Below are 20,614 nucleotides of genomic sequence, written 5' to 3'. Positions count from 1 at the left end.
GCCACCTTTTAGGTGGCTTTTTTATTTTTATTCATGATCAAAATCATAATTACATATCTTTACTGTTGCCTGACCAAAGACAACCTTTCAGCGAATAAATTTTAGGTATAAAAAAAGGGCGCTATTTCAAATCGCATGAATAATAATGATGGAGAAATACAATGGGTCTTTTCGATTTTGTAAAAGGTATTGGTAAAAAAAATACGGCACCAGCAGAACCGCAGCCAGCTCCGGCCGCATCACCTACTCCAGCAGAACCTTCTGCACAAGAAATTGCAAACAAGCTTCTGGGACATATTAAAGCTTTAGGCTTGCCGGTGACCGGTTTGTCGGTGACTTATAATGGCAGCAGCGATTTGGCGACCATTAAGGGGCAAGTACAAAGCCAGGCCGACCGCGAAAAAATTGTCCTGGCTGTAGGGAATATCGATCATGTGGCTAAAGTCGATGACCAAATGACAGTGGTTACGCCTGCTCCGGAAAGTAAATTCTATACGGTTAAATCGGGCGATACCTTGTCCAGAATTGCAAAAGAATATTATGGGGATGTCAATCAATACAACAAAATCTTCGAGGCTAACCGTCCCTTGTTAAAAGATGCGGATGACATTTTTCCCGGGCAGGTACTGCGTATTCCTGCTTAAATAGAACTCAATAGAAAAGCGCCGAGAGCGCTTTTTTATCGAAGCTTGTGCTGTAATTTCTGTCTGGCCAGTTGTGCTCTACCTAAAAAAAATTTAGGGTCTAAATCATAATGCTTTGCTAAAATCTGAATCAGTTTTTTTCGGTTGTCTTTATTGAGCATATTTAGATCTATATGTGCCATTTTATATTGCTTGCGAAACTCGGGTTTTAGAATAAATCCGAGACGACTCACTTTCCACAGTTGCTCTTGGCCGAATGCTTTTGCTGTAAGTGGCTTATGTGCACGATACCTTGAGATATAAGAGGAGTAAAGCTGGGTCTTTAAGAGCCTGTTGCGCTGTACCATGTTATTGAGCTTTATTCCAAAACTTTGTATGGATATGCTTTGGCTGGTGACGACCAGTTTCATATTTATTGCAATCAATGCCAGCATGATGACCAGTGTCAGAACAAGACAACCCGGCATGGACTGATGCAATAAATACTGAATCAGGCTGCTGAAATCGTGAACCCTGGTGTAGCTGCTGAGTGAGTGTTGAGCTAAAACAATAAATATGGCAGGAATAAAGATCAGCCCGATGAAATAGCGGGGAAGATAACGGCATTGAAATAGAGGATATTCAGTAGGTATGTCCATTCATCATCACCTTTCAAGAAAAATATAAAGAGGGCATGATTGCTATTTCTTTCACAATGATTGTTCCTTTCGGAAACAGGCGGTAAATTTTCCTCCAATTAAATTGCCATTAAATTTTTAATGCTTGTTTTAACAGATGATTTTCATGTGGTCATTTTTTGTATTTATCTATTTTAAGTTTTTGAGTTTACTTGGGTTTATCTAATTTTGTTATAGATTTGAATAGGAACGTAAATCTTGTTATACCATTTTTAAATTCAAATTTTTACACTTTAAGATATCAAATGGTTAGAGAGCTTTTTATCTGTTAAAAAATTACCCAAAAGAAAAAACGAAGCTAACAGGCTAGGGTAATGTGATTAAAAAAGTTTTAAAAGTGAGTGATTGAACGTATGATTTAAAAGCCAATATAAAGAAAAATAAGGGTTTTTATGAAAGGGCAGATATTAGATTTTTCCATTCAGAGTAATTCGGGTGTCATTAGCGGGGATGATCAAAACCATTATCAGTTTTCTGGAGCGGGCTGGCGTGGGCAAATTCCACCTGCCCGGGGTCAGAAAGTCGATTTTACTGTGGATGGAACCGGTCAGGCCAATGACATTTATGTCCTGAGTTCAGCATCTGCATTTACCAATCAGGTGGGCGAAAAAAACAGGATTGTGGCTGCAATTTTAGCCTTTTTCCTGGGTGGCTTTGGTATTCATAAATTTTATTTGGGGCAAATTGGTTGGGGCATTGTTTACCTGATTTTCTGCTGGACCTTTATTCCTGCACTTGTCGCTTTCATTGAGTTCATCATTTACTTATGTACTTCAGATGAAGATTTTGCTCGAAAATACGGCTAATTTTATTGAAAAAGGGCAATATAGCCCTTTTATCTGTTTTATTTAGCAGGTTATCCCCACTGATTGTTTTCCTGTTTGGTGTCCGAAGCCCACCAGATAATGAGAGGAATGATGCCAATAACGGTCAGCGCAAGAAGCTGCCACCATCCGGACCGGTTTGTGTCATGTAAACGACGGGCACCTACGGCTAGGCTTGGCAGGAATAATGCCAAATTTAATAATCCATTCAACATTTTGTCTGTACCGAGTATTGCATCAATGATTTGAACGATGATGCCCAAAATGAAAGAAACCAGCATAAAGAACCAGAATTCCTTACGGCGTGCACGTCCATCAAAAGTGACATAATTTTTCAGGCATTTTACAAACCAGTCCATCATATTGAACTGTTCTTCAGATTGATTCTGGTTGGAAATTTTATCGAGTTGTTCGGACAGGGTTTGCATGGTGCTGTTGCGGTTGAGGGCAATATAGATTTGAGTGGCATTGCCGGCATTGTCGACAGCAAAATCGACATGTTCACCACGATTAGGCGGACGCTGACCGCGCCATTCTGCACCAGTAAAGTTATAGCGGTTTTGGTCGTCGCCACTGATAATGCCTGTATTGGTTTGGATTGAATAATCCAGAATTGTTCCTTTCATTATTAGCCTCTATTTTTATAGTATATGTTATAAATTTAGCCTGATTATTGCATATCACTATAGCAGAAATGATAAAAATTCAAACTTGGTACTTTTTTAAGTTACTGTATTAATAAAATATTTTATTGAGATTTTTCTGTTTTGAGTAAAAATCCCGCTATTGAAGGGGGATTTTTTAGAATTGGATTATTTTATATCCTTAGGTGGGCAAGGATCATTACCATAGCTATTGCCGGCACGTATTTGTCCATTTGTACCATGAATTTTAGTATCAGATTTTTGATTACGAGCAATATTTTCAGCAACTTTAATTGCTTCAGCTTGTGTAGAGGTTACTTTAGTTGCTTTAGAATTACCTGCACCTTTAACAGCCCATCCATCAGTATGTGGAACGACATGTTGATTTTTACCTTTACTCATTTTTATTCACCATTATTTTTATTTGAAGAAAAAAGCGGAATCATTAGATTCCGCTTTTGTGCTTGCTTACCAGCTTAACGCACCGCCAGTCTGATAATCCGTTACACGCGTCTCGAAGAAATTCTTCTCTTTACGCAAGTCCATCATCTCCGACATCCACTGGAATGGGTTATTCACACCAGCGAACTGTTCAGGCAAACCAAGTTGCGCTAAACGACGGTTACAGATGAACTTGAGGTATTCTTCCATCATCGCCGCGTTCATGCCAAGTACACCGCGTGGCATGGTGTCACGTGCGTATTCGATTTCAAGCATTGTGCCTTCAAGAATCATCTGGATGATTTCTTCCTGGAACTCGGTCGTCCATAAACCTGGGTTTTCGATCTTGATCTGGTTGATCATGTCGATACCGAAGTTCAGGTGCATCGACTCGTCACGTAAAATGTACTGGAATTGCTCGGCAACACCGTTCATCTTGTTACGACGGCCCATAGACAGAATCTGGCTGAAACCACAGTAGAAGAAAATGCCTTCAAGTACACAGTAGAACGCGATCAGGTTGCGAAGCAAGATCTGGTCATTTTCAGGTGTACCGGTTTTGAAGGTAGGATCACTTAAAGACTGGGTATATTTCAGACCCCAAGCCGCTTTACGTGCCACGGACGGTACTTCGCGGTACATGTTGAAGACTTCGCCTTCATCCATACCTAGCGACTCGATACAGTACTGGTAAGCATGAGTGTGAATCGCTTCTTCAAAGGCTTGACGCAAGATGTACTGACGGCATTCCGGGTTGGTAATGTGACGGTAAATCGCCAGGACCAGATTGTTTGCCACCAGTGAGTCTGCAGTCGAGAAGAAACCGAGCGAACGCATGACGATGGTACGCTCATCTTCAGTCAAGCCATTTTCAGACTTCCAAAGTGCGATGTCATGGTTCATGTTGACTTCTTGTGGCATCCAGTGGTTGGCACAACCGTCCAGATATTTTTGCCAAGCCCATTCGTATTTGAATGGAACCAACTGATTCAGGTCGGCACGACAGTTGATCATGGCTTTATCGTCAACCTGTACACGCTGAGCGCCCATTTCAAGCTCTTCCAGACCCGGAGCAACGTCAAGGTTATCTAGGGAAGCAGATGCTCTTGCCAATGAATCGGTTGGATCTGATCCTCGGTTTTGAGTGGCTCTAAGGGGTTGTGCAGCTGCCACACGCGTCGGTTCGTTGCGTGCATCAGATACCACTTGTGTATGAGCCGCTTTTTGCGGTTCGACGGGCGCAGACTTGTGTTCAGGTGAAGCCGGTTTTTGCGAATCATCTTCGAAATCGTCCCAACTTAGGATAGACATATCAATTCTCTCTTCGATGCTTATATCTGTTATCTGACATCTCACAAACGAAGATGTCTACTATACGCTTATTCTGTGTAAGCAAAATTAAGTTTTGTCGATGAGTGCTCTTGTTTTGTACGGAAGAGCAAATATCCTCACTACTTATTTTGATTACGCTGTTGACGTGCTTTAAACCAGAAATAACCAATCGGCACGTAAAAGGTAAAACAAAAGGAAACCACCAAGGCAATAAGTCCTAACAGGTAGTTATGGGTCATATGGAGCATGGTGGGTTCCTTTATTATCAATGGAAGTTGAAATCCACTAATGAATTTCAACTAAATAAACTTTTAAAAAAATATACACACCATCCAGCTATGCTTACTCCGTATACTTTGTAAGCAAAAGGCGTTGTTAAACCTTTTAAGATGATCAAGCACATTACGAAAAAAACCATAATTGCTTGAAGAAAGTGCATTTCACTTTCAGAAAGTTGGTACTTCCAACCAAAGATATCTATTTTTTCTTTCATAATTATTTTCTCGAAATAACTATGCCAACGTAGCCTTACGTTTCAAAAGTCAGAGGGGCTACAGGCGTAGCCTTTATTCTGAGTTAGATACCTTTAGTTAGTTACTGACAAGCCTCACAATCAGGATTGTCAATTGAGCATGCCATTGGTACTGGTGCTGCTTGAGCAAAACCGTCTTCTTCAGCTTTCACTTCAGGCGCTACCGCAGCAGTAACAGGCGCTGCAACAGTGGCAGGTTTAACTGCATTTAGTGCGCCAGTGTTAATGGTCGATTTCTCGGCAGACGTTGCACCCAATGCGCGAAGGTAATACGTTGTTTTAAGACCACGTAACCATGCCATTTTGTAAGTCAGGTCAAGTTTCTTGCCGTTTGCACCAGAGATGTACAGGTTAAGCGACTGAGCCTGGTCGATCCATTTTTGACGACGTGATGCAGCATCCACAATCCAGCGTGGTTCAACTTCAAACGCAGTTGCGAAAATCGCTTTAAGCTCTTCAGGAATACGTGAAATTTTCTGAACAGAACCTTCGAAATGTTTCAGGTCGTTGACCATCACTGAATCCCAAAGACCGCGATCTTTTAACGCACGTACCAGGTACGGGTTGATTACTGTGAATTCACCAGAAAGGTTTGATTTCACATATAAGTTCTGGAACGTTGGTTCGATCGACTGAGACACGCCACAGATGTTCGAAATGGTTGCAGTTGGTGCAATCGCCATTACGTTTGAGTTACGCATACCGTCTTTTTGAACTTTGGCACGTAAAGTGTCCCAGTCCAGACGTTGTGTACGGTCAACTTCGAACATGCGTTCTGGACGTGATTTCGCCACGATGTCTAAAGAATCGATTGGCAGGATGCCTTGATCCCAAAGTGATCCTTTAAATGTTTCGTAAGCACCACGTTCAAGTGCAAGGTCGCTAGAAGTCTGGATTGCATAGTAAGAAATGACTTCCATAGATTCGTCAGCGAAATCAACCGCAGCATCAGAACCGTAAGCCAGTTTCATTTCATATAAAGCATCTTGGAAGCCCATGATACCCATACCGACCGGACGGTGTTTCAGGTTCGAATTTTTTGCCTGCGGAACAGCGTAGTAGTTGATGTCGATGACGTTATCGAGCATGCGAACGGCTGTTTTTACAGTGCGCGCCAACTTCTCACGGTCGAGTACACCACCTTGAACGTGCTGTACCAGGTTAATCGAACCCAGGTTACATACCGCAATTTCGTCTTGGTTTGTGTTTAGCGTAATTTCTGTACACAAGTTAGATGAATGCACCACGCCTACGTGTTGTTGCGGTGAACGCAAGTTACATACGTCTTTGAATGTGATCCAAGGATGGCCGGTTTCAAACAGCATAGACAGCATTTTGCGCCACAAGTCTTTGGCACGCACTTTCTTGTGCAGCATGTCGGCTTCTTTGGCAATGCTTTCATAGTAAGCATAGCGTTCAGCAAATGCCTGACCGGTTAAATCGTGAAGATCTGGCGTTTCAGATGGCGTGAACAATGTCCATTCAGCATCTTCAAAGACACGTTGCATGAACAGGTCTGGAACCCAGTTTGCAGTATTCATGTCATGGGTACGACGACGGTCATCACCGGTGTTCTTACGCAGTTCCAGGAATTCTTCGATATCCAGGTGCCAGGTTTCTAAGTATGCACACACTGCACCTTTACGCTTACCACCCTGGTTTACCGCAACAGCCGTATCGTTGGCAACTTTCAGGAACGGTACAACACCTTGAGACTTGCCGTTAGTGCCTTTGATGTATGAGTTCAAGGCACGAACTGGGGTCCAGTCATTACCTAAACCGCCAGCCCATTTAGACAGCATCGCGTTGTCACGCATTGCACCATAAATGTTATAAAGGTCATCGGCAATGGTTGTTAAGTAACAGCTCGACAACTGTGGACGCAAAGTACCAGAGTTGAATAGGGTAGGTGTAGATGCCATGTAGTCGAAGCTGGACAGCAAGTTATAGAATTCGATGGCACGTGCTTCTTTGTCATCTTCATTTAACGCAAGACCCATCGACACACGCATAAAGAACAATTGCGGTAATTCGAAACGGATGCCGTCAGAGTGGATAAAGTAACGGTCAAATAAGGTTTGCAGACCTAAATAGGTAAACTGGTTCGAGCGTTCTGGCTGAATCGCTGCTGCCAGTTTTGCCAGATCAAAATTCAATAGATCTGCTGATAACAGATCCAGCTCTACACCTTTTTTCAGGAAGGTTTCTAAAGCGTCATTTTCTAGAGTGTCAGTACTTAAACCCAGGAACTCCAAACCGGTTGCCACAAGATTGTCACGAAGCAGGCGAGCAGTCACATAAGTATAGTTGGGTTCTTGTTCAATACGGGTACGCGTCGCCATCATCATTGTTGTAGAGATGTCGGACTCTTTTACGCCGTTATACAGGTTTTTTACGGTTTCATCGACAATGGCTTTAACGTCAATACCTTCCAGGCCTTCAGCTGCTTTTGCCACATGTGCTTCTAGTGCGCCCAGGTCAAGCGGTTTAAGCTGACCATTGGCAGCAGTCACTTGTAAAGTCGGATGGTGATGAGCGCCAGTCTGTTTACGTGCTTCAGAGCGTTGTTCGCGGTAGATGACATACGCACGTGCAACTTTTTGTTCACCTGTACGCATGAGAGCAAGTTCAACCTGGTCTTGAATTTCTTCAATATGAATCGTGCCGCCTGACGGTAAACGACGGTTAAACGTATTCATCACCATTTCAGTCAATTGCTCGATACGATCATGAATACGGCTAGAGTCTGCGCTTTGCTGGCCTTCTACAGCCAAAAAAGCTTTACCAATCGCTACAGAAATTTTCTCTGCGTCAAAAGTGGCAACATCACCGGTGCGTTTAATCACCTGAAGTTGACCAGGAGTTGAAGTGATTACGCTCATTTAGCATAGCTCCATTGTCATCTATTTTTATGTTTATGGACCGTTTGAACTGGGCAAATTTTATGCCACAGTATTTGAGGAATAAACACAAGACCTAGTGGTTTTAAAATTAATTGAACACAAGATACGGGAAAATTTAGGGTAGATCAATATTGACATTTTGCTAAATATTTTTCTTAGTACATGCATTAATCTCTGTAAAAATATTGCTATTTTTATTGATTTTTCTATAAGCCTTATCAGGCAAGGCATAGCATAACAAAGCTAAAAAAATGTGCTTATAGATAACATTGTGGATAACTTAAAAGAAATGAGCTAACTAGTCAGAAACTGTGCAAATAGCAGGATGGATTAAAAAATAGACATTTTGTAACTAAATATTTCTTCAATTTGTGTGAAAATCACTGGAATATGAAAATTTCAATAAATTCAATGTTTAAAAAAAATATAACAAAATGCTACTTTGATGTATCAGTTTGGTGAACGGTATCTTGTTTACAATGTAAACGTGTGTATATTGCTGAATATATTAAAGCGTATCCAATGGATTTTTAAGGATACCTTAATCCAATATAAAGGGGCATTTTATGAGCCAAGAAGAAAAGTTACCTAAAATTTTAATTGTTGAAGACGATGAACGTCTTGCACGTTTGACTCAAGAATACCTTATCCGTAATGGATTGGAAGTTGGGGTAGAACCTGACGGTAATCGTGCAATTCGTCGTATCATTGCTGAACAACCGGATTTGGTGGTACTTGATGTCATGTTACCGGGTGCAGATGGTTTAACCATTTGTCGTGAAGTGCGTCCACATTATCATCAGCCGATTCTAATGCTGACCGCACGTACTGAAGACATGGACCAGGTGTTGGGTCTGGAAATGGGTGCGGATGACTACGTCGCCAAACCTGTTCAACCACGCGTGTTGCTTGCCCGTATCCGTGCCTTGCTGCGCCGTACAGACAAGGCTCCTGAAGATGAAGTGGCTCAACGTATAGAATTTGATGATCTTGTCATCGATAATGGTGGCCGATCAGTGACTTTGAATGGCGACTTGGTTGACTTCACCAGCGCTGAATATGACCTGTTATGGTTGCTGGCTTCAAATGCAGGTCGTATTCTTTCCCGTGAAGATATTTTTGAGCGTTTGCGCGGTATTGAATATGACGGTCAGGACCGTTCAATTGACGTACGTATCTCACGTATCCGTCCAAAAATTGGCGATGATCCTGAAAATCCAAAACGTATTAAAACGGTACGTAGTAAGGGGTATTTGTTCGTTAAAGAAACCGGTCTTTAATGTCTGCCTGCTAATTTTATAGGACAGCTTCGTGTTTAAACACAGTATATTCTTGCGCATTTATGCGGGGTTGGTGATTTTAGTGGCCTTGGTCGCCTTATTTGGCTATCTGTTGGTACAAATCATCAATTACCAGCGTGCGCAAGAGTATCGTGAATCTTTAACCGACGGAATTTCCTATATTATTAGCGAGGGCATTGCCCGACAGCCGAATGAACAGCAGAAAAAAGATTGGATTTCTGATGCATCTGATTTGCTTGAGTTGCCAATTTATTATGTTGAAGCAGCTAAGGTGGATTTATCCCGTACCGAGAGAAAGCGGATTGAAGAGCGTAAAGCAGCTGTCCGTTACGATGCAGAAAATTCCATTGCCTATATCATTATTGGCCTGAAAGATGATCCCCGCCATTTGCTGTATGTGAAAGTGAATAAAATAGGCGAGCGCCAGATGAAAGCCTTGCCGATTTTTATTCTGGATTATCTGGTGTATTACCCTGGGCAGGAAAAAGAATATCTCGCCAAAATTCAATCGAATTTTTCTTATCCTATTGCTATTGAAAAAGTGCAAAACCTGCCGCTCGATTCCGAACAAATTGGCCGGCTTCGCTTGGATCACAGTATTATTCTGTACCGTGACAATGCTTCGGTTCGGGGTACCACCATCTCGATTGTTTCGCCTATGCCCAGCTCACCTTCCGAGGTGCTGGTTTTAGGGCCTGTCCCATTATTTAACTGGATGCCTTTCCAGTTGGCTGCAGGCATTACCTTGCTCAGTTTGTTTGTGTTAAGCCTTGGGGTGTATGGCTTGCTGGTGCCGATGCAGCGTCGCTTACGCGAGGTGAATTACGCCTTGCATCGCATGAAATCGGGTGACATGACCTTGCGTTTGCCGGTCGATGGTACTGATGAAATGGCTAGCCTGGCGACCAATTACAACAGCATGTCCGATCATATTCAGCGTTTGATTGAAGCGCAGCGCGAGCTGATGCGAGCAGTTTCGCATGAACTGCGTACGCCTGTGGCACGCATTCGTTTCGGCATGGAAATGCTGGCCGAAGAAGATGACTATGAGTATCGTCTGCAGCAGGTCGAACAGATTGATAAGGACATTGAAGCGCTCAACACCTTGATTGATGAAATCATGACCTATGCAAAGCTGGAGCAGGGTACACCTTCTTTAGACTTTGAAAAAATCGTGCTGTTTGAAGTGCTGGATCAGGTGGTGATTGAAACCGAAGCATTAAAAACTCAAAAAGAAATTGAACTCAAAGCGCCACCTATTAGTGTGGTGGTGGATGCCGAGCGGCGTTACTTGCATCGTGTGGTGCAAAATCTGGTCGGCAACGCAGTTCGCTATTGTGATCATAAAGTAATTGTCAGTGGTGGCATCAATGATGCAGGACTGGCCTATGTCCAGGTGGAGGACGACGGTGCTGGTATTCCTGAGGAAGAGCGTCAGCGCATCTTTGAAGCCTTTGCCCGTCTGGATGATAGCCGTACCCGTGCTTCCGGGGGCTATGGTTTAGGTCTGTCCATTGTGAGCCGTATTGCTTACTGGTTTGGTGGGAAAATTGAAGTTGATCAAAGCCCGGTTTTAGGTGGGGCACGCTTCACCATGTCATGGCCTGTGCAACGCTTTAATAAAAGCAAAAAGAAAGCCCATGTTGTAAAAGACGGGATCCTGAATACAGAATTTTAGCTCATAAAAAAGCACCGAATCCGGTGCTTTTTTTAGTCTTATTCATGACTGGTGGCATCTGGTTCAATCAGGCTTTTTCCCTGTTTTAAACTGGCAAGGGCATCGGCATTGAAATCTAGCAGCAAGGAATTGTTTTTGGGGTCAATTGCATAATGGCTAATCAATTTCTGGTCCCCATTTAATGTTTCGACTCTGTATTCATCGGCAACGTTTAAAATAGCTTCGAGATTGGTGGTGGTGGAGGCAAAGTCCTGGCGGAAAAGATCATAAATATCACGCAGGTCAAAAATGGCATCACGTGCATCTGGGTGTTTATCAATGTATCTTTCCACATGGTGCACTAACAGTTGTGCAAAGAAGAAATATTCAGATTCATGGGCATATTTTAATGTCATTATAGTTTCTCCTGTCTATTCACTTTTTGAGTTTTCAATACAAATATCACAAACTGTTAAACGCATGTCAAAGTGTTGCAAAAAAGCCACAAGAATAAAGCAGCTTATGCAAAAAATATGAGGTAGCTTATAAAGCAAAGAAGGGTGGTTATTTTTAATTCGGTATAAAATTTAGTCAGTTTTCGTGGATCCAATCATTTTTTAAATAAATACTCAAAATAAACTGGGCTTTTAAAATTGATAGAATATTCAGCAATAATGCATTTTTAGATTGAAAAATAAATGGGCAAGATTTCCTCAAAAAATCTTAATGTGAGAAAATTTAATAAAAATAATCGTTTTTATTAAATAAAACGATTAAGGTGTACTGTAAAGGAATAAATGCAAATTAAAAGCAGTAATGCCGAAAAAATCATCCAAAAGACTAAGGCTTATAAGCTAGCAAGTGAAATCATAAATCAGGTACAATTGGCGGGATTAATTTTGTGTTTGGTGTATTTGAAGGCCAATACATACATTCTTTGTTAATAAATTAGGCCTGCCAGGAGTTATCCCCGCATGAGTGCCATTACTCCATACGATTGGGCAATTATTGCCTTCGTGATCGGCGTTACATTTCTTTGTGTCTTTATGCTCACAGTTCCTTTACTCCTTGGGGGTAAATCATGGGGCCGTGCAAAGCAAGAGCAATTTGAGTCAGGTGTAGTAGGTGCGGGTGGAGCACGCATCCGCTTGTCTGCAAAGTTCTACTTGGTTGCTATTTTCTTTGTGGTATTTGACCTGGAAGCACTGTATCTCTACGCATGGGCTACATCAGTTCGTGAAGTAGGTTGGTTCGGTTTTACCACCGTTGTGATTTTTGTGGTCGATTTATTGATTGCTTTGATTTATGCCATTGCTGTAGGGGCATTAAACTGGGCACCAACCGATCGTCTCAAAGCGGCAGTGATGAAATCGAAAGTGGGTTCACCGAATATGAACCTTGCCGACATTACACGCTTCAATTCTATTGAAGAGTTGGTTGTTGACCCTACAGGTCAGATTCCAGCTCAATCATCTGGTCGTGTGAAAAAATCTGCGACTACATCATCTAGTAAGGAGTAACCCGGGAATGAAATATACATTAACCCGTGCGAATCCGGATGCTGATCAATATCCACTTCAAGAGCGTCAAATCGTTACAGATCCGCTTGAAGAAGAAGTGAATAAAAATGTGTTCATGACTCGTTTAGAGGATGTAATGCATACAGCTGTAAACTGGGGCCGTAAAAACTCTGTATGGCCTTTTAACTTTGGTACTTCATGCTGTTACGTAGAATATGCAACCACTTTGACGGGTGTGCATGATATGTCGCGTTTCGGTGCCGAGGTTATTCGTGCTTCGCCACGTCAGGCGGACTTAATGATCGTTGCAGGGACCTGCTTCGTGAAAATGGCACCTGTAATCCAGCGTTTATACGAGCAAATGTTAGAGCCTAAATGGGTAATTTCAATGGGTGCTTGTGCAAACTCGGGTGGTATGTACGACATTTATTCGGTTGTACAAGGTGTGGATAAAATCATCCCTGTCGATGTGTACATCCCGGGCTGTCCGCCACGTCCTGAAGCATTATTGCAAGCATTAATGTTGTTACAAGACCAAATTCAATTAGAGCGCCGTCCACTTTCAGCGGTGATTGGTGATGATCTTCAGCCAGTGTATAAGCCAAAGATGCAGCCAGAACGTGACCGTAAGAATGCTGAACGTATTGCAGTGAAAAACTTACGCTCTATGGATGAAATTAAATAATCTGAGCGACAAAATATTGATGCACCCGGTCTGGGTGTAATTGTCGTTTAAGGTTGACTGAATTTGTATTAAATAGGAAGCCAAGCCAATGGCTGAAACTGACATTGCTATGCCAGAATCAACACCAGTTGATTCACGCCCAGCATTTGCAATTATAGAAGAGCTCAAAACCAAATTTGGTGAGAACTTCTTTGTGCAAACGACTTTTGAAGACTTTCCAACAGTCTGGGTTGAGCGCGCACGTGTGCAAGAAGTCTTAATGTTCTTGCGGAAAGTAGAACGTCCTTATGTGATGCTGTTCGACTTGTCTGCGGTAGATGAGCGCTTGCGTACTCACCGTGACGGTTTGCCTGCGTCGGACTTCACTGTGTTCTATCACTTGTTGTCGCTAGAGCGTAATGCCGACATTCGTATTAAAGTTGCCTTGAGTGAGAGCGATCTCAACATTCCAACAGCAACCAACATCTGGCCAAATGCCAACTGGTACGAACGCGAAGCTTACGACATGTTTGGTATCAACTTCGAAGGGCATCCAATGCTCCGTCGTATCTTGTTGCCGACATACTGGGAAGGTCACCCGTTACGTAAAGAATATTCTGCGCGTGCGACTGAATATACCCCGTATATGCAGAACCAGGCGAAGCAGGACTTTGAACAGGAACACCTTCGTTTCGTTCCAGAAGACTGGGGCCTAAAACGCGGTAACGCCGATGAAGACTTCATGTTCCTGAACCTGGGTCCTAACCATCCATCTGCGCATGGTGCGTTCCGTGTGATCTTGCAGTTGGACGGCGAAGAAGTAAAAGACTGTGTGCCGGATATCGGTTATCACCACCGTGGTGTGGAAAAGATGGCTGAGCGTCAAACCTGGCATTCATTCATTCCGTATACCGACCGTGTTGACTACCTGGGTGGTTGTGCGCAAAACATGCCTTATGTGATGGGCGTGGAGCAACTTGCGGGAATTACTGTTCCTGACCGTGCACAATGTATCCGCGTCATGATGTCTGAATTGTTCCGTATCAATAACCACTTGTTATATATCGGTACTGCAATTCAGGATGCCGGCGGTATGACCCCAGTATTCTATATGTTTGCTGACCGTCAAAAAGTTTATGACATCGTAGAAGCGATTACCGGTTACCGTATGCATCCGGCATGGTTCCGTATTGGCGGTACTGCACATGACTTGCCAAATGGCTGGGATAAGTTAGTTCGTGAATTACTTGATTGGATGCCAAAACGTCTGAACGAGTACTACACAGCGGCATTGAAAAACTCGGTGTTTGTCGGCCGTACCCGTAATGTTGCGCAATACGATGCAAAATCGGCATTGGCTTGGGGTGTAACAGGTACTGGTTTACGTGCTACAGGTATTGACTTCGACGTACGTAAATACCGTCCTTATAGTGGTTATGAAAACTACGACTTCGACGTGCCGGTTGAATACGAAGGCGATGCTTACGCGCGCGTAATCGTTCACTTCCGTGAAATCGAACAGTCACTGAAAATCATCAAGCAGTGCTTGGACAACATGCCTTCTGGTGCGTACAAAGCAGACCATCCACTGGCTGTTCCACCACCAAAAGACAAGACATTACAAGATATTGAAACCTTGATTACGCACTTCTTAAGCGTGTCATGGGGTCCTGTAATGCCTGCAGGTGAAGCATCTGTGATGGCGGAAGTGGTGAAAGGTGCGTCTAACTACTACCTGACTTCAGACAAGTCAACCATGAGTTACCGTACCCGTATCCGTACACCAACTTTCACGCACTTACAGCAAATGCCTTCTGTGATTAATGGCAGTTTAGTATCTGACTTAATCATTTATTTAGCGACAATTGACGTCGTAATGGCTGACGTGGATCGCTAAGGGGTAAACGCATTATGATGATTTTGACTGATAAAAAGCCACGTGTGAATGTTGAAGGGATTTTAACTGCGGACGAAATCCATGAAATTGAACATCACATGGGCCACTACCCGTACCCGCGTGCCGCATGTCTGGATGCGCTGAAATGTGTACAACGCCGTAATGGCTGGGTAGACGACGCACAAATGAATGCAATTGCTCAAATGCTGAGCATGAGCCTTGCAGATTTAGAAGGCGTTGCGACATTCTATAACCGTATTTACCGTCAACCGGTCGGTCGTCACGTAATTTTATTGTGTGACTCGATTGCATGTTTCTTGATGGGTGCGGAAACTTTGGCAGAAGCCTTCCAGCGTGAGCTGGGCATTCAGTTTGGCCAAACCACAGCGGATGGTCGTTTCACTTTGCTGCCAATTTGCTGCTTAGGTAACTGTGACAAAGGTCCAACCTTAATGATTGATGAAGATACTCATGGTCTGGTTGAAGTGACTTCGGTTAAACAGCTCTTGGAGAAGTATGTATGAATACTGAACCAAAACCAATTTATGGCGACGGTAACCCGGAAACTCACCCATTAACATGGCGTTTAAGCAAACAAGCCAATGTTCGTAATGCCGATGATTACGAAGCGCTGGAAGGTTATGCCGGCTTTAAAAAAGCGATTGGCATGCAACCGAAAGAAGTGCTTGAAGTCATTAAAGCGGCGACTGTAAAAGGCCGTGGTGGTGCAGGTTTCCCGGCAGGAATTAAATGGTCGTTGATGGCGCCGAATGACAACTCGGGTCCACGTTACCTGATTTGTAATGCCGATGAGATGGAACCGGGTACCTTCAAAGACCGTTTGCTGATGGAAGATCTTCCACACCAACTGATTGAAGGGATGCTGATTGCTGCTTATACCTTAGAAGCAACTCAAGGTTACATCTTCATTCGTGGTGAATATATCGAAGCTGCGAAGTATCTTAACGAAGCGCTTGAGCAAGTTCGTGCTAAAGGTTACCTGGGGGATAACATCCTCGGAACTGGCTGGAATTTCGAATTGCATGTGCATACCGGTGCGGGCCGTTATATCTGTGGTGAAGAAACTGCATTGATTAACTCGCTTGAAGGCCGTCGTGCCAATCCGCGTACCAAACCGCCATTCCCGCAAGTTGCAGGTGCTTGGGGCCGTCCTACGATTGTCAACAACGTAGAGACCTACAACAACTTGCCAGCCATTATGCTGCGTGGTCCAGAATGGTATATCGGTTTATCTGAAGGTAAATCAAAAGATCCAGGTACCAAAATTTACGGTGCCTCAGGTAAGGTGAAATTCCCGGGTCTTTGGGAACTTCCATTTGGTACCACTGCACGTGAAGTGATCGAAGAGCATGCCGGTGGTATGCGTGACGGCTTAAAGCTGAAAGCATGGTTACCAGGTGGTGCATCGACTGACTTCCTGGCTGCCGAGCATATCGATCTTCCTATGGATGCGGAAAGCATCATGAAAGCAGGTTCACGTTTAGGTACCTGTTTGCTCATGGTAGTTGATGAAACCCAATGTATGGTTTCAGCAACACGTAACCTGGAAGAATTCTTTGCACGAGAATCATGTGGTTTCTGTACCCCTTGTCGTGACGGTTTACCTTGGGCGGTTAAAGCGCTTAAAGCACTGGAAGATGGTACAGGCAAGAAAGAAGATATCGATCACTTACAAGAACTGACTCGTAAGCTTTGGATTGGTAAGACTTTCTGTGCTCACGCACCTGGTGCGATGGAACCGCTTATGGGCGCACTCAAACATTTCCGTGGCGAATTTGAAGCGAAGGTAGTTAATGCCGCCGCTCAAGTTAGCTCCGTAGAACAAGCTTAAGGAATTCGACTATGGCTACAATTCATGTCGATGGCAAATCGTATGAAGTCAACGGCTCGGAAAACTTGCTACAAGCATGTTTGAGTCTTGGCATTGATATCCCATACTTTTGTTGGCATCCATCCTTAGGTTCTGTCGGTTCTTGCCGTCAGTGTGCCGTGACTCAATACGCGAATCCAGAAGATACGCGTGGCCGTTTGGTCATGTCATGTATGACGCCTGCATCTGACAATACCTACATCTCGATTGAAGACAAAGAAGCCAAAGATTTCCGTGCTTCGATTGTTGAATTCTTGATGACCAACCACCCGCACGACTGTCCAGTCTGTGAAGAAGGTGGTCACTGTCATTTACAAGATATGACCGTGATGACACAGCACGACCGTCGTCGTTACCGTTTCACTAAACGTACCCATTACAACCAGGAGCTAGGCTCATTCATTTCCCACGAAATGAACCGTTGTATCGCGTGTTACCGTTGTGTGCGTTACTATAAAGATTATGCTGGTGGTACAGACTTCGGCGTATATGCAAATGCATCACGTGTTTATTTCGGTCGTCCAGAATCAGGTACTTTGGAATCTGAATTCTCGGGTAACCTGACTGAAGTATGTCCAACAGGTGTATTCACCGACAAAACTCACTCAGAACGCTATAACCGTAAGTGGGACATGCAGTATGCGCCAAGCGTATGCCAAGGCTGTTCTTCTGGTTGTAACATCTCTCCGGGTGAGCGTTATGGCGAACTGCGTCGCGTAGAAAACCGTTTCAATGGTGACGTTAACCAATATTTCCTTTGTGACAAAGGCCGTTTTGGTACAGGTTATGTGAACCGTGCAGACCGTCCACGTCAGCCACAATTCCGTGATGGTGCAAACGTAACGACTGTTTCAGTCGATACAGCACTTGATACCGTCATTGAGAAAATCCAGGGCAAAAAAGTTCTTGGTATTGGTTCACCACGTGCATCGCTTGAAACGAACTTCGCGCTTCGCGAACTTGTAGGTCAAGACAGCTACTCAACCGGTATGGCTCAAAAAGAGCAGAACCTGGTTGAGCTTGCAGCTTCAATCATGCAAACCGAGGGTGTTTATAACCCAACCATGCGTGAAATTGAAAGCTACGATGCAGTCTTGATTCTTGGTGAAGACCTGACTCAAACTGCGCCACGTATGGCCTTGTCTGTTCGCCAGGCTGCGAAAAACAAAGCCAAAGAAATGGCGGCAGAACGCCGTACCCAGGAATGGCTGGCTGAACCGGTACAGCGTATTGCGCAAGATGCCAAATCTCCAATCTACATTCTTGCTGCGACTCAAACGCGTTTAGCTGACGTTGCGACAGGTGAAGTAGTGGCTTCTCCAAACGATATCGCACGTTTAGGTTTTGCTGTTGCTGCGGCAGTTGCAGGCGAAGTTGTTACCGGTCTTGATGACGATGCGAAAGCATTTGCACAAACCATCGCTGACACTTTAAAAGCTGCGAAGAAGCCATTGATCATCTCTGGTACCAGCTTACAAGACGCTGCCATTATGGAAGCTGCTGCACAAGTGGCTCAGAACTTAGGTTCAAATGCAGGTCTGACATTGACGGTTCCTGAAGTGAACTCAATGGGCTTGGCAATCTTCGGTGGTCAAAGCCTGGAGCAAGTATTTGCACAAGACTACGACACTGTTGTCATTGTGGAAAATGACCTTTACCGCCGTTTACCTGCTGCACAAGTCAATGCTGCACTTTCGGGCAAAGACGTCATTGTATTGGATCACTCTGAAACTGAAACTGTGAAGAAAGCTAACATTGTACTTTCTGCTGCAAGCTTCGCGGAAGGTGATGGTACTGTGGTATCTCAAGAAGGCCGTGCACAGCGTTTCTATCAGGTGTATGACCCAAGTTACTACAAACCTGAACTGGCGATCAAAGAATCTTGGCGCTGGTTACATGCCATTGAAACCGGTGTGAAAGGCAAAGCGATTTCCTGGACATTACTGGATGATGTCATTGAATCTGTAGTGAAAAATGTTCCAGCTCTTGAAGCCATTCAAGATGTCGCACCAGATGCGGGTTACCGTATTCATGGCTTGAAAATTGCACGTGAACCACGTCGTTACTCAGGTCGTACCGCAATGCGTGCTCCGCTTTCTGTGCATGAGCCTAAACAGCCAATCGATGTCGATTCTGCATTAACATTCTCTATGGAAGGTTATGTGGGTAATGAAACCCCATCTTCACTGGTTCCGTTTGCATGGTCTGCAGGCTGGAACTCTCCACAAGCCTGGAACAAATTCCAGGATAACGTGGGTGGTCACTTAAAAGGCGGTGATTCAGGCATTCGTTTATTCGATCGTTTGGCTAAACGTCCTGCACGTACATTCGTGGCTCCAGCAGCAGTACTTGCAAATGCTGAAAGCTTCCGTTTGGTACCTATGCATCACATCTTTGCTTCTGGTGAATTTACTGTAAAAACTCCGGCCATGGAATCGCGTATTCCTGAAGCCATGTTTGCAGTAGGTGAGCAAGATGCTGCGCGCCTAAACGTTCAAGATGGTCAAAAAATTACTGTGAAAGCAGGTGAGGCGACAATCAGCCTTCCAGTTCAAGTGATCGAATATTTGCCGACAGGTTATATCGGTTATCCGGTTGGTCTTGCACCAACGGTATCACTTGCAGAGCCTGTATCCGTCGCGGTAGGAGTGTAATTCATGAATCAAGAAATTATACGTCAAACACCGCTATGGGCTGAGAACTGGCCAATTGCTTATTCAGTTGTTCAAGCGATTGTAATCTTGCTTGTAGTGGTGCTTGTCGCTGCGTTGATGTCATTCATCGAACGTCGTTTACTTGCGTTATGGCAAGACCGTTACGGTCCAAACCGTGTTGGTCCCGGGGGGATGTTCCAGATCGTTGCCGACATGCTGAAAATCATGTTCAAGGAAGACTGGACACCTAAGTTTGCTGACAAACTGACTTTCCGTTTAGCACCTGCAGTTGCCATGGCAACTGCGGTACTTTCGTTCATGGTGATTCCTGTAAGTCCGACCATGGGCGTAGCAGACATGAGCATCGGCCTGTTGTTCTTTATGGCAATGGCTGGTATTGCAGTATATGCCGTACTATTCGGTGGCTGGTCTTCAAATAACAAATATGCGTTATTGGGTGGTCTGCGTTCTGCGGCTCAAACCATTTCTTATGAAGTGTTCCTGGGTATCTCGCTGATGGGTGTGGTGGCAATTGCCGGTTCATTCAACATGCGTGAAATTGTTGAGGCACAACGCGATGTATGGTTCGTGATTCCACAATTCCTGGGTTTCATTATCTTTATTGTTGCAGGCGTTGCGGTAACTCACCGTCACCCATTTGACCAGCCGGAAGCTGAACAAGAATTGGCGGAAGGTTATCACGTCGAATACGGCGGTATGAAATGGGGTATGTTCTTCGTTGCAGAATATGTCAACGTGGTTCTTATTTCAGCATTGATCGTCACTCTATTCTTTGGCGGTTGGTTAGCACCATTTAACCTAGAAATTCCATTTATTCCACCAGTATTCTGGTTCATTATCAAAACAGCATTCTTTGTGATGATGTTTGTCTTGGCTCGTGGTTCTTTAATGCGTCCACGTTACGACCAGGTGATGAACTTTGGTTGGAAAATTTGTTTGCCATTGGCGTTGGTCAACTTGTTGGTGACTGGTGCTGTGATTCTGATGAATCAGGCCTAGGACAGCAGGGAGT

General features: G+C 44.0%; 18 protein-coding genes. 11 read left to right on the top strand and 7 right to left on the bottom strand.

The window, feature by feature from the left end:
* Nucleotides 1-161: 161 nt before the first annotated feature.
* Nucleotides 162-644 carry a peptidoglycan-binding protein LysM gene (gene lysM, locus E0H88_RS07535; RefSeq protein WP_131273679.1) on the top strand — a complete coding sequence of 161 codons (483 nt, stop codon included), beginning with the start codon at nucleotides 162-164 and terminating at the stop codon, nucleotides 642-644.
* 35 nt (nucleotides 645-679) lie between these two features.
* On the opposite strand, the gene E0H88_RS07530 is transcribed toward lysM, so the two are convergent.
* Nucleotides 680-1,282, bottom strand: a complete 603-nt coding sequence (locus tag E0H88_RS07530) for a hypothetical protein (RefSeq protein ID WP_131273678.1) — start codon at nucleotides 1,280-1,282, stop codon at nucleotides 680-682.
* A gap of 431 nt (nucleotides 1,283-1,713) precedes the next feature.
* Here E0H88_RS07530 and E0H88_RS07525 point away from each other — a divergent pair, with 431 nt between their 5' ends.
* On the top strand, nucleotides 1,714-2,127 hold the full coding sequence (locus tag E0H88_RS07525) for a TM2 domain-containing protein (protein ID WP_165493295.1): 414 nt from the start codon (nucleotides 1,714-1,716) through the stop codon (nucleotides 2,125-2,127).
* Between the two features lie 50 nt (nucleotides 2,128-2,177).
* On the opposite strand, the gene E0H88_RS07520 is transcribed toward E0H88_RS07525, so the two are convergent.
* The 5 genes from E0H88_RS07520 to E0H88_RS07505 form a co-directional block, all read right to left on the bottom strand.
* Nucleotides 2,178-2,771 (bottom strand): DUF805 domain-containing protein, encoded by a 594-nt coding sequence (locus E0H88_RS07520; protein WP_131273677.1) that lies wholly within the window; start codon nucleotides 2,769-2,771, stop codon nucleotides 2,178-2,180.
* 186 nt (nucleotides 2,772-2,957) lie between these two features.
* Entirely contained in the window at nucleotides 2,958-3,191 is a 234-nt protein-coding gene (locus E0H88_RS07515) for a DUF2188 domain-containing protein (protein WP_131273676.1), read from the bottom strand.
* 66 nt (nucleotides 3,192-3,257) lie between these two features.
* Nucleotides 3,258-4,541 (bottom strand): ribonucleotide-diphosphate reductase subunit beta, encoded by a 1,284-nt coding sequence (locus E0H88_RS07510; protein WP_131273675.1) that lies wholly within the window; start codon nucleotides 4,539-4,541, stop codon nucleotides 3,258-3,260.
* 140 nt (nucleotides 4,542-4,681) lie between these two features.
* On the bottom strand, nucleotides 4,682-4,810 hold the full coding sequence (locus E0H88_RS16220; RefSeq protein ID WP_261183114.1) for a hypothetical protein: 129 nt from the start codon (nucleotides 4,808-4,810) through the stop codon (nucleotides 4,682-4,684).
* 346 nt (nucleotides 4,811-5,156) lie between these two features.
* A complete protein-coding gene (locus E0H88_RS07505) occupies nucleotides 5,157-7,976 on the bottom strand; it encodes a ribonucleoside-diphosphate reductase subunit alpha (RefSeq protein ID WP_131273674.1) in 2,820 nt (939 codons plus the stop codon).
* A gap of 587 nt (nucleotides 7,977-8,563) precedes the next feature.
* Here E0H88_RS07505 and bfmR point away from each other — a divergent pair.
* Nucleotides 8,564-9,277 (top strand): response regulator transcription factor BfmR, encoded by a 714-nt coding sequence (gene bfmR / locus E0H88_RS07500; protein ID WP_086174887.1) that lies wholly within the window; start codon nucleotides 8,564-8,566, stop codon nucleotides 9,275-9,277.
* A gap of 31 nt (nucleotides 9,278-9,308) precedes the next feature.
* Nucleotides 9,309-10,976: a sensor histidine kinase BfmS gene (bfmS, locus tag E0H88_RS07495; protein WP_131273673.1), complete on the top strand. Its 1,668-nt coding sequence runs from the start codon at nucleotides 9,309-9,311 to the stop codon at nucleotides 10,974-10,976.
* Nucleotides 10,977-11,014: 38 nt separating this feature from the next.
* On the opposite strand, the gene E0H88_RS07490 is transcribed toward bfmS, so the two are convergent.
* Complete coding sequence (locus tag E0H88_RS07490; RefSeq protein WP_092818855.1) at nucleotides 11,015-11,371, bottom strand: hypothetical protein; 357 nt, start codon at nucleotides 11,369-11,371, stop codon at nucleotides 11,015-11,017.
* 558 nt (nucleotides 11,372-11,929) lie between these two features.
* Between E0H88_RS07490 and ndhC the strand changes: the two genes are divergently transcribed.
* The 7 genes from ndhC to nuoH all read left to right on the top strand — a co-directional run bounded on the left by ndhC (nucleotide 11,930) and on the right by nuoH (nucleotide 20,601).
* Nucleotides 11,930-12,475, top strand: a complete 546-nt coding sequence (gene ndhC, locus E0H88_RS07485) for an NADH-quinone oxidoreductase subunit A (protein WP_086199189.1) — start codon at nucleotides 11,930-11,932, stop codon at nucleotides 12,473-12,475.
* Between the two features lie 7 nt (nucleotides 12,476-12,482).
* Complete coding sequence (locus E0H88_RS07480) at nucleotides 12,483-13,160, top strand: NuoB/complex I 20 kDa subunit family protein (RefSeq protein ID WP_086199188.1); 678 nt, start codon at nucleotides 12,483-12,485, stop codon at nucleotides 13,158-13,160.
* Between the two features lie 88 nt (nucleotides 13,161-13,248).
* A complete protein-coding gene (gene nuoC, locus E0H88_RS07475) occupies nucleotides 13,249-15,036 on the top strand; it encodes an NADH-quinone oxidoreductase subunit C/D (protein WP_131273672.1) in 1,788 nt (595 codons plus the stop codon).
* Nucleotides 15,037-15,050: 14 nt separating this feature from the next.
* Entirely contained in the window at nucleotides 15,051-15,560 is a 510-nt protein-coding gene (gene nuoE, locus E0H88_RS07470) for an NADH-quinone oxidoreductase subunit NuoE (protein ID WP_092818853.1), read from the top strand.
* Entirely contained in the window at nucleotides 15,557-16,888 is a 1,332-nt protein-coding gene (gene nuoF, locus E0H88_RS07465; protein ID WP_092818852.1) for an NADH-quinone oxidoreductase subunit NuoF, read from the top strand. Before nuoE ends, nuoF begins: the two co-directional genes overlap by 4 nt.
* 11 nt (nucleotides 16,889-16,899) lie before the next feature.
* Nucleotides 16,900-19,581, top strand: a complete 2,682-nt coding sequence (gene nuoG, locus E0H88_RS07460; protein WP_131273671.1) for an NADH-quinone oxidoreductase subunit NuoG — start codon at nucleotides 16,900-16,902, stop codon at nucleotides 19,579-19,581.
* Between the two features lie 3 nt (nucleotides 19,582-19,584).
* Nucleotides 19,585-20,601 carry an NADH-quinone oxidoreductase subunit NuoH gene (gene nuoH, locus E0H88_RS07455; RefSeq protein ID WP_086174878.1) on the top strand — a complete coding sequence of 339 codons (1,017 nt, stop codon included), beginning with the start codon at nucleotides 19,585-19,587 and terminating at the stop codon, nucleotides 20,599-20,601.
* Nucleotides 20,602-20,614: the final 13 nt, after the last annotated feature.

Origin of the sequence: Acinetobacter sp. ANC 4216 (genome assembly GCF_004331195.1) — a bacterium.
GTDB classification, from domain to species: Bacteria; Pseudomonadota; Gammaproteobacteria; order Pseudomonadales; family Moraxellaceae; genus Acinetobacter; species Acinetobacter kookii.
This window is presented reverse-complemented; position numbering and strand designations above follow the sequence as displayed.